Source organism: Rheinheimera sp., from assembly GCF_036568245.1.
Classification (GTDB): domain Bacteria; phylum Pseudomonadota; class Gammaproteobacteria; order Enterobacterales; family Alteromonadaceae; genus Alishewanella.
The window spans coordinates 1-8,242 of sequence record NZ_DATCSY010000098.1; the positions used below are offsets into that span (position 1 = coordinate 1).

The window sequence follows — 8,242 nt, forward strand, 5'->3', positions numbered from 1 at the left end:
AGGTTGAATCTGGCGCAGTAAGCTCTGGCGCTGGCAACAGCATGGGCTTCGACCTGATTGCCTGGCCAAAAGTCGACTTCAGCAAATTTGGCGAAGTTGAAGCCAAGCCGCTGTCACGTATTCAGAAGTTATCCGGTGCTAACCTGCACCGTAACTGGGTACGTATTCCGCACGTGACCCAGTTCGATGAAGCTGACATCACCGGCCTGGAAGACTTCCGCAAAGAGCAGAACGCTATTGCCGACAAGAAGAAGATGGGCGTGAAGTACACACCGCTGGTGTTTATCATGAAAGCGGTGGCCAAAGCGTTGGAAGAGTTCCCAACCTTTAACAGCTCATTGTCGGATGATGGCGCAAGCTTAATTCTGAAAAAATACGTGCACTTAGGTATTGCCGTTGATACTCCAAATGGCCTGGTGGTACCGGTAGTACGTGATGTAAACAAAAAAGGCATTATCGAGCTGTCACGCGAGCTGCAGGACATCTCGGTTAAGGCGCGCGAAGGTAAACTGACTTCCAGCGATATGCAGGGCGGCTGTTTTACGATCTCCAGCCTCGGCGGCATTGGCGGTACGGCGTTTACGCCTATTGTAAATGCGCCTGAAGTCGCCATATTAGGGGTGTCGAAGTCTGACATTAAGCCGAAATGGAACGGTAAAGAGTTTGAGCCAAAGCTGATGCTGCCGCTTAGCGTATCGTACGATCACCGCGTGATTGACGGCGCCCTGGCCGCACGTTTTACCGCCACACTGGCAGGTTATCTGGCTGATATTCGCCAAATTATTATGTAACACCCTGTAGCGGAGCGAATTTTGTGTCCCGTACTGAAAAGTTACGGGACATCGCTCAGGCAGAATGTTAAAATTCTGCCACTTTTTTCGCCTGGTAGCCTTGCCCTACATGCTGCTATCAGTCACCCGAACCGATGATAAAAGGTAATACGATGAGCAACGAAATCAAAACCCAAGTAGTGGTGCTGGGCGCAGGCCCTGGCGGTTACTCTGCAGCGTTTCGCGCAGCAGATTTAGGTTTAGAAGTTACCCTGGTTGAAGCACGCAGCACTTTAGGCGGCGTATGTTTAAACGTAGGTTGTATTCCATCTAAAGCCTTATTACACGTTGCTAAGGTCATTGATGACGCCCGCGATATGGCCTCACACGGCGTAACCTTTGGCGAGCCGAAAATCGATTTAGACAAAATCCGTAGCTGGAAAGACAAAGTAGTTGGTCAGCTGACTAACGGCCTGGCTGGTATGTCTAAAATGCGTAAAGTAAAAGTGGTTACCGGTTACGGTAAATTCACCGGCGCGAACACCTTACAGGTTGGCGACACCACTATTACCTTTGAACAGGCCATTATCGCTGCAGGTTCAGAGCCGGTATCACTGCCGTTTATTCCAAAAGATGACGACCGTATTATCGATTCAACCGGCGCACTGGAATTAAAAGACATTCCGGGCGAAATGCTGGTTTTAGGTGGCGGGATCATCGGCCTGGAAATGGGTACTGTATACCGTGCACTGGGTTCTAAAGTATCAGTAGTTGAATTTGCTGACCAGTTAGTACCGGCAGCAGATGCTGATATCGTTAAAGCCTACACCAAGTACAACAAAGACAACTACAACATCATGTTGTCGACCAAAGTTATTGGCGTAGAAGCGAAAAAAGACGGCTTATATGTAACCTTCGAAGGCAAAAACGCACCTGAGAAAGCCGTACGTTACGACAAGATCCTGGTTGCGGTTGGCCGTAAGCCAAACGGTAACCTGTTAGACGCGGCAAAAGCCGGTGTTAACGTAGACGAGCGCGGCTTTATCAATGTTGATAAGCAACTGCGCACTAACGTACCGCACATTTATGCCATCGGTGACGTTATCGGCCAGCCAATGTTAGCGCACAAAGCAGTACACGAAGGCCACGTAGCCGCTGAAGTGATTGCCGGCCAGAAGCACTACTTCGACCCGCGCTGCATTCCATCAGTTGCCTACACCGACCCGGAAATGGCCTGGACAGGTGTAACCGAGAAAGAAGCAAAAGAAAAAGGCATGGCAGTAGAAACCGCCGTGTTCCCATGGGCCGCTTCAGGCCGTGCTATTGCTTCAGCCCGTACTGAAGGCTTCACTAAACTGATTTTCGACAAAGAAACGCACCGTATCGTCGGTGGCGCCATTGTTGGTATCAACGCTGGTGAAATGCTGGGTGAAATCTGCTTAGCAGTAGAGATGGGTGCAGACGCAGAAGATATCGCGTTAACTATTCACGCTCACCCGACACTGAACGAGTCTATCGGTTTAGCGGCAGAGATTTACGAAGGTTCAATCACCGACCTGCCAAACCCGAAAGCGAAGAAGAAGTAATTTTTCTACGTTGAGTGTTTAACACAAAGGCCGCTAATGCGGCCTTTGTTGTAATTAAGGTTATTACACCATGAAGAAAATACTTGCTGTTGTATTGTTAGTTTCAGCCTGCGGCACATCAGCAACCAATTATCCTTATCTTGGCTGTCAGTGGTTTATTCCTGCAGAGTTTAAAAAGATTTCAGATAACGAATTCCGCAGACTGCCATCGGCAAATGAGCCCGAACGCTCATTTAGCTCTGTGATGTTTACCAGCGTGACGCCACAACATCTGGATACTTATGTTGAGCTGGAGAAGCTTGCAGATACCGAGGTTCTGGTGATTTCACACCCGGCCACAAGCGATCTAAGTTTTAAATCACTGTTCGTTAATCGAAAAACCAGGCTTGGCAGCACTCTTAAAAGCGATACTTTATTAGTATCGAAAGACGGCTTAGCAGTATCAATGCTGGACGTTACGCCAACAGATAGCTTACACATGACCAGCGCTTGTGTACCTGCACAGGTAGTAGAGCAGCATTACGCTGTGCAACAGCAACTGGAACAGGGTATTAAATTGTTTCTTGAAACTGATCATGGCCTAAGCATCTTAGTGCCGGCGCAAAACTGATTTTGATGAGAAAAAAGCTCGCCAAGCTGTTATTACTAAAACGGAATATAACCGCCATGCGGAATAAACAGGCTTTGGTTATTTTTATCAGTGTTTTCATTTCAAACGGCGTTATGGCTGAAATGGCATATAAGCAGCAAAGCGAGTTAAAGCTGTTTCAGCATTATGCGCAGGCAAGCTGCTTAGCCACCGCATTTCCTCAAGGCGAGATTTACGACCAGGCAGTAAGTGCATTAAATGGCTACCGCGAGTTTGGTGCTATGCCGCTGGAAGCCTATGAAGCATTGATAGCGCCAATGCAGCAGTGGCTGCAAAAAGACAATACCACCCAAGCGGGTAAGCAAAATAACCTGATGAAATGTATAGATTTTGCCGAGTCGGAGCAGGTAGCTGAGATCTATCACGTTCAAAGCGAAGCGCTGAAAAATCAACAGTGAACGAGTCTATCGGTTTAGCGGCAGAGATTTACGAAGGTTCAATCACCAACCTGCCAAACCTGAGGAAAAACTAAGCTATTAGGGATAAAGGGGCAAATCCGTTTGCACCCTCGGCGGTTATTCGCTAGTTATCTAGGAATCATTATTGCGTTTGTCGCGTTTCAGCCGACGCTTTTCTTTAATATCATGTTGCGGCTTCTTTTTGGTGTTTTGCTTACTCATGGCATGCTCCAGGGCAATAACCAGTTGGTGTTGTAGTCGCAGCGGGCTACAACCTTGGCTGGCGAACTAATGCTGTTAAAAACCGTGCTGCGAACCTAAGTGCTTCATATGGAATTCTCCTTCATATACAGGTTAGAGTTACGTATTACCTGGCGTGTTAGTCGCCGAGAATATCTGTAATTAGAAAATGAATATCGATACCTGGAATGTGCAGTTTAACCTGCTCACCAACACCCTTGCCCAGCATGGCCAGGCCGAGCGGCGAAAGCTCTGCTACTTCACCTTTGCTTATATCAGGGTTAGCGCTGGCGACGAGTTTTAACCAACAGCGTAGATCATCATGCATAGAGACAAGTTGCACTGTGCAGCCAGTGGTTACATACAACGGTAGTTTTTTTTGCGCAACAGCATTTAACCGCTTTGGTGGGTTAAGGGATTTTTGCTGTGTTAGCGCCGATATAAAAGAATACTCAGATGATAATGACGTTTGCTTCGCTGTTACACTGTGCACGTCGAAATCTGCCCAAAACTGACGCAATGGCATGTTGCCCCCAATCTATGCAAAAGAAGGTTAAGCAGTGAAATATTTAGAGTTTTAAATTTTTAGAACCGGGCGCAACAGAATGCGGCCGGTTTAAGGCTGGAAGGTGAGTGGGTAATTCACTATAGGGTAAAACGCAATAAGCATTGTTAAATACTCATCTAAAGTCAGGCTGTGTTAGCGGCTACTACCATAGCCAATTGGCAAACTTAAAGCAAGCCCTGCCTATAGCAGGGTGAGGTTACGGCCAATTCTTCGTCTGACATCAGCAAGCGATCATAACCAACAGCTAATAAGCCACGTTCATCATCACCTAAATCGTATTCATCGGTTAAATACTCCGCAGCACGTTCTTTGGCGCGTTTAAGTAGCCACGCATCAAATTCCGGTGTGCCTGGGTGGGGCTGTGCGTTTTTGTAATAAAGAGCTTGTTGCGCATGTGTTATCGCTTACGCAATAGTGGCATAAGTTAACATCAGCGCTGCAATTAAAACTACCGCCAGCCGGAATTTACTAAATGCCTTACCAATGAAAAACAGCGGGTAGTAAATAGCTGCAACCGGTATTGCCAGATATACCAATAAAATAAGCGGTGAGCTGCTAAGTTCATTGCCCGGCTGCTTAGCAATATGGTAGCTGTATGCATACAGCAATATTACTTGCAGCAGACCAAGCAGCATATAGCTTTTGCTGCGGCTAACCTTGCTAAAGGCGCTGGTGACAGTGGCCAGCAGGGCCGGAACAAGGCACCAGACGCTAAGAAAGCCAGCTACTAAATACCAGTCATCGCTCGCTAGTGGGTAATGTACATCCTGACTAACACCTCTTAGCAGAGCAATAACGGCAACAGCAACAAATAATATTGCTGTTGTTGAAACCGCGCGAATAAGCGTGTCAGAAACTAGCGATACGCTGGATTTTGTGCTGTGCATGAATTGCATAGTCTTTGGGGGTTATCTAAACGCATTGGTCGTTATTCAGCACGGTTATTCATAGTGCTGACATTCGAACACGAGCTGTCCCGTGGGGTAGGGTTCAGTTTTATCGCCATAATACAGTAGCTCCAGCCGTGCATGATGTTTACCTATGCCCGGACTGAAATAAGAAGCACTGTAAGCTCTTACTGGTGCAGCTGGTGCCGGCGGCTGTACTTCCAGATAGAAATCCATAATAAGCGGAATATCTGTTATGTCTGTACGATTAACGCCAACGATGAAAGCATGATTTTTCAAAGAAAACGCTGATTTAGCAGACGGTGTCTTTGCTTGTAAGGTTGTAGAGTGTGCCTTTATGTCATCCAGACTAAAACCAGGGTAGTTGAGGGGAATAACGTTACAGTTCAATTCCAGCTCTATAGCGCTGCTGGCATGTACTGTCATGCTCAGTAAGCCCGAAAACACAATAATTAAGATTTTGGACATAACGCAAACGCCATAGTAAATTCAAAAATACCAAGCCAGATTACATTCTGGGACTAATCACACCTAAGCTCATTCTGCTTAATAAAGCTTTCAATATCGAAGTGATTAACTTCGTCGAGGATCTGGCTTTTGGTGCCAATATGAAAGCCCCTAAAGTGGAAGTCGCAACTCAGCTCTGAACTGCTGTATACACCAGGGCCACCGCCAAAAATGTACACAGTATTATCCTGGTAAGCTTGCCCGGCATCGATGCTGGTTTGCCAGCGGGCTGTTATTTCAGTTAACTGCTGTGGCGAATCCTGACGGAAGAAACGTAGCTTGTCGCTGGCAATAATACCTTCGCTAATACTGGCTTGGGTAAGTAGCACGCCATTGTCGGGAATATGATATTGGCGACTGCCTTGCTCAAACTGTAACGGTTCCCCCTGAGCCTGGTCAAATATCACATAAAAAGCACCGGTATAATTTGCAGGTAAAATATAACGCTCAGCTTCACGTTGTTGCACAGTCTCACTGCAAGCGGTAATTGAATAACTCAGTACTAATACAGGCAGGCTGCTTTGCAGCAGTCTTTTGATACCAGACAAAATGGATATTGTTTTCATTAGTTAAAGCATCCGTCCAGCGAAAAGTTTTCTACCACCATACAGCGGTGGTCATTTGGGTTGATTGCAAAAATTGATGCCTCCAGCGTCTTCATAAAGTTACCATTGACACGATTTTAAGATTTTTCGGTTTTGGATGCTTTATTGTGAACTATTTGTAATTTAAGGTGGCTGGGTAATTTTGTCTACGGAAAATCAGATGAACAGAATGCTTGTTTTCTCAATATTGCTTATCGCTGTACCATTAATCGATAGCCTGTTTCTGGGTAATGTTTTTGGTATTAACTGGCATAGCCCCAAGTTGATGTATCAGGTGAGTGTATATCTGGTACCGATAAAGTTATTGTTAACCTTGTTTGGCATAGTGCTATTGCTCAGGATCCAGATGAGAGCCTGGCGCAAAGCTGGTAAATATACCCTGTTAACAGCCGGGATTTTACATAGTTGCTTGCTGGCATTGATCTGTATGCTGTATCTGATTTTTGGTGATAAAACTAAGTTTTATCAGGAAAATGGTAACATTCACCTGTACACCGTGGATACTGGCGCTATTGGCAAGTCGTACCATTATTTTTATTTCATATACCGTGGTATGTTCGGTTTTTTCACACCTATACCTATCAGCCGTGAAGATTGGCTTGGGCAATATAGTTTTGAACAAAGCAGTGATCAGTTAGTGATCCGCCAACTTAATAATGACCAGACAAACGTGATTACCCGCGATATACCCACAAATAGCTGTAAATAAACGACTGAGTGCCAACGCTTTGGCTTCTCCTAGCTGAACGTAAGCGTAAGGCATTAAAGCGTACTTGGATGTGTAAACAAAAGCCAGTTCAGATACTTAAGGTTGGTAGTTGCCAGACAAATTAAGCGTACAGACAGCTACAAGCCGGATACTGACTTACTTGCCCAACTTCGGACTGTTTTGAACAACAAGGTGACCGTAAAAGATGCTGAATTCAAAAGCGCTGTCTGCTGACACCTGGCTAGAGCGGCTGGAAAGCTCTAATTACACCTATTTACTATTGTTTGCGCTGTCGATGGGCGAAACGCTGATTTTACCGATACCAATTGAGGCGATTTTAATTCCGTGGATGCTACGCAAGCCGGAAAAGCGCTGGGTGATTGCCGCTGTTGCACTGGCTGGCAATATTACGGCGGCGTCGCTTGGTTACTGGCTGGGGGCGCTGGCGATGGAGCAGTGGGGTGACAGCCTGATTCAGCTGTTTGGCGGGGCCGAGGTGTACGACAGTTTTGCCACTGAGCTAAAAGAAAACGGCTTTATGTCGGTGCTGGCGGTGGGCATTACGCCGACGCCCTTGCAAATTGCCATGCTGGCGGCCGGTGCTACCGGGTTTTCTTTTATGCTGTTTTTACTGGCAGTGGCGTTGTCACGCTCGGTGCGGTATTTTGGCCTGGCGCTGCTGGTACAGTTTGCCGGCGATGCGGCAATGAAGCTGTGGCGGCGTTATTCACGCCAGCTTGGTGCTGCGCTGCTGGCGCTGGCCGGTGTCTGGGTCTGGTTTACCTTCTTCAGGTAAAAAGCCAGTAGCTTCATAGCGTTGTAATATTAATTGATGTCAATTGCTGCAGTTACTGCTAGCATAAGTTGTTCATAGTTCAAGGATGACTTATGCGCTACCTGTTGTTTGCTTTGACATTACTGCTTATCCCGACATCGCTTTTAGCTCAGCAGCAATATACTGACGGTGCCTGTATTTTACTGCTGCAGCAAATAGATCGTTTTAGTCAGCAACGCCAAAACAGCAATTACCGCAGTGCCAAGCGCGAATACGACCGTTTCTGTCAGAAACCGGTGCAAGCCGTGCCTCGTGGCCGTCAGGCGCAGCAGGCCGTACCGGTTAACACCCCGGTGGCTGAACGTACCGAAAAAGTGCCACCGCAACCTGTGCCGGTTAACGTTGTTGCGGCACAACAAGCTGTACCCACTATTACCGCCACTGCTACAGAAACCGCTGCCAGTGACGCTGACACTATAAAGCCCGCTGCAACCACTTCAGCCGATATCTCAGCGGCAGAAGTTAGC

11 protein-coding genes are annotated in these 8,242 nt (G+C 46.8%); 7 read left to right on the forward strand and 4 right to left on the reverse strand.

Features of this window, described 5'->3' with window-relative positions; genetic code table 11:
• The 4 genes from VIN66_RS04305 to VIN66_RS04320 all read left to right on the forward strand — a co-directional run.
• Nucleotides 1-791: 2-oxo acid dehydrogenase subunit E2 (locus VIN66_RS04305; protein WP_331922845.1), on the forward strand; the 791-nt coding region annotated here is incomplete at its 5' end.
• A gap of 152 nt (nucleotides 792-943) precedes the next feature.
• Nucleotides 944-2,356 carry a dihydrolipoyl dehydrogenase gene (gene lpdA, locus VIN66_RS04310; protein ID WP_331922846.1) on the forward strand — a complete coding sequence of 471 codons (1,413 nt, stop codon included), beginning with the start codon at nucleotides 944-946 and terminating at the stop codon, nucleotides 2,354-2,356.
• Between the two features lie 70 nt (nucleotides 2,357-2,426).
• Entirely contained in the window at nucleotides 2,427-2,966 is a 540-nt protein-coding gene (locus VIN66_RS04315; RefSeq protein WP_331922847.1) for a hypothetical protein, read from the forward strand.
• A gap of 56 nt (nucleotides 2,967-3,022) precedes the next feature.
• The gene (locus tag VIN66_RS04320; protein WP_331922848.1) at nucleotides 3,023-3,403 is read left to right on the forward strand and encodes a T6SS amidase immunity protein Tai4 family protein; all 381 of its coding nucleotides are present in this window, start codon (nucleotides 3,023-3,025) and stop codon (nucleotides 3,401-3,403) included.
• Nucleotides 3,404-3,782: 379 nt separating this feature from the next.
• Here VIN66_RS04320 and VIN66_RS04325 read toward each other — a convergent pair whose 3' ends face one another.
• The 4 genes from VIN66_RS04325 to VIN66_RS04340 form a co-directional block, all read right to left on the reverse strand.
• Nucleotides 3,783-4,169, reverse strand: a complete 387-nt coding sequence (locus VIN66_RS04325; protein WP_331922849.1) for a GreA/GreB family elongation factor — start codon at nucleotides 4,167-4,169, stop codon at nucleotides 3,783-3,785.
• A gap of 446 nt (nucleotides 4,170-4,615) precedes the next feature.
• Nucleotides 4,616-5,098, reverse strand: coding sequence for a hypothetical protein (locus VIN66_RS04330; protein WP_331922850.1), 483 nt, complete (start codon nucleotides 5,096-5,098; stop codon nucleotides 4,616-4,618).
• Nucleotides 5,099-5,152: 54 nt separating this feature from the next.
• A complete protein-coding gene (locus VIN66_RS04335; RefSeq protein ID WP_331922851.1) occupies nucleotides 5,153-5,587 on the reverse strand; it encodes a hypothetical protein in 435 nt (144 codons plus the stop codon).
• A gap of 53 nt (nucleotides 5,588-5,640) precedes the next feature.
• Nucleotides 5,641-6,192, reverse strand: a complete 552-nt coding sequence (locus VIN66_RS04340) for a DUF6843 domain-containing protein (RefSeq protein WP_331922852.1) — start codon at nucleotides 6,190-6,192, stop codon at nucleotides 5,641-5,643.
• A 199-nt stretch (nucleotides 6,193-6,391) separates the two neighbouring features.
• Between VIN66_RS04340 and VIN66_RS04345 the strand changes: the two genes are divergently transcribed.
• The 3 genes from VIN66_RS04345 to VIN66_RS04355 form a co-directional block, all read left to right on the forward strand.
• Entirely contained in the window at nucleotides 6,392-6,940 is a 549-nt protein-coding gene (locus tag VIN66_RS04345) for a hypothetical protein (RefSeq protein ID WP_331922853.1), read from the forward strand.
• Nucleotides 6,941-7,145: 205 nt separating this feature from the next.
• Nucleotides 7,146-7,736, forward strand: a complete 591-nt coding sequence (locus tag VIN66_RS04350; protein WP_331922854.1) for a YqaA family protein — start codon at nucleotides 7,146-7,148, stop codon at nucleotides 7,734-7,736.
• Between the two features lie 92 nt (nucleotides 7,737-7,828).
• Nucleotides 7,829-8,242: hypothetical protein (locus VIN66_RS04355; RefSeq protein ID WP_331922855.1), on the forward strand; the 414-nt coding region annotated here is incomplete at its 3' end.

Excerpts from the sequence above, each read along its gene's own strand:
- lpdA (WP_331922846.1), top strand. The coding sequence starts at position 944 with ATGAGCAACGAAATCAAAACCCAAGTAGTGGTGCTGGGCGCAGGCCCT.
- VIN66_RS04315 (WP_331922847.1), top strand. The coding sequence starts at position 2,427 with ATGAAGAAAATACTTGCTGTTGTATTGTTAGTTTCAGCCTGCGGCACA.
- VIN66_RS04320 (WP_331922848.1), top strand. The coding sequence starts at position 3,023 with ATGCGGAATAAACAGGCTTTGGTTATTTTTATCAGTGTTTTCATTTCA.
- VIN66_RS04325 (WP_331922849.1), bottom strand. The coding sequence starts at position 4,169 with ATGCCATTGCGTCAGTTTTGGGCAGATTTCGACGTGCACAGTGTAACA.
- VIN66_RS04330 (WP_331922850.1), bottom strand. The coding sequence starts at position 5,098 with ATGCACAGCACAAAATCCAGCGTATCGCTAGTTTCTGACACGCTTATT.
- VIN66_RS04335 (WP_331922851.1), bottom strand. The coding sequence starts at position 5,587 with ATGTCCAAAATCTTAATTATTGTGTTTTCGGGCTTACTGAGCATGACA.
- VIN66_RS04340 (WP_331922852.1), bottom strand. The coding sequence starts at position 6,192 with ATGAAAACAATATCCATTTTGTCTGGTATCAAAAGACTGCTGCAAAGC.
- VIN66_RS04345 (WP_331922853.1), top strand. The coding sequence starts at position 6,392 with ATGAACAGAATGCTTGTTTTCTCAATATTGCTTATCGCTGTACCATTA.
- VIN66_RS04350 (WP_331922854.1), top strand. The coding sequence starts at position 7,146 with ATGCTGAATTCAAAAGCGCTGTCTGCTGACACCTGGCTAGAGCGGCTG.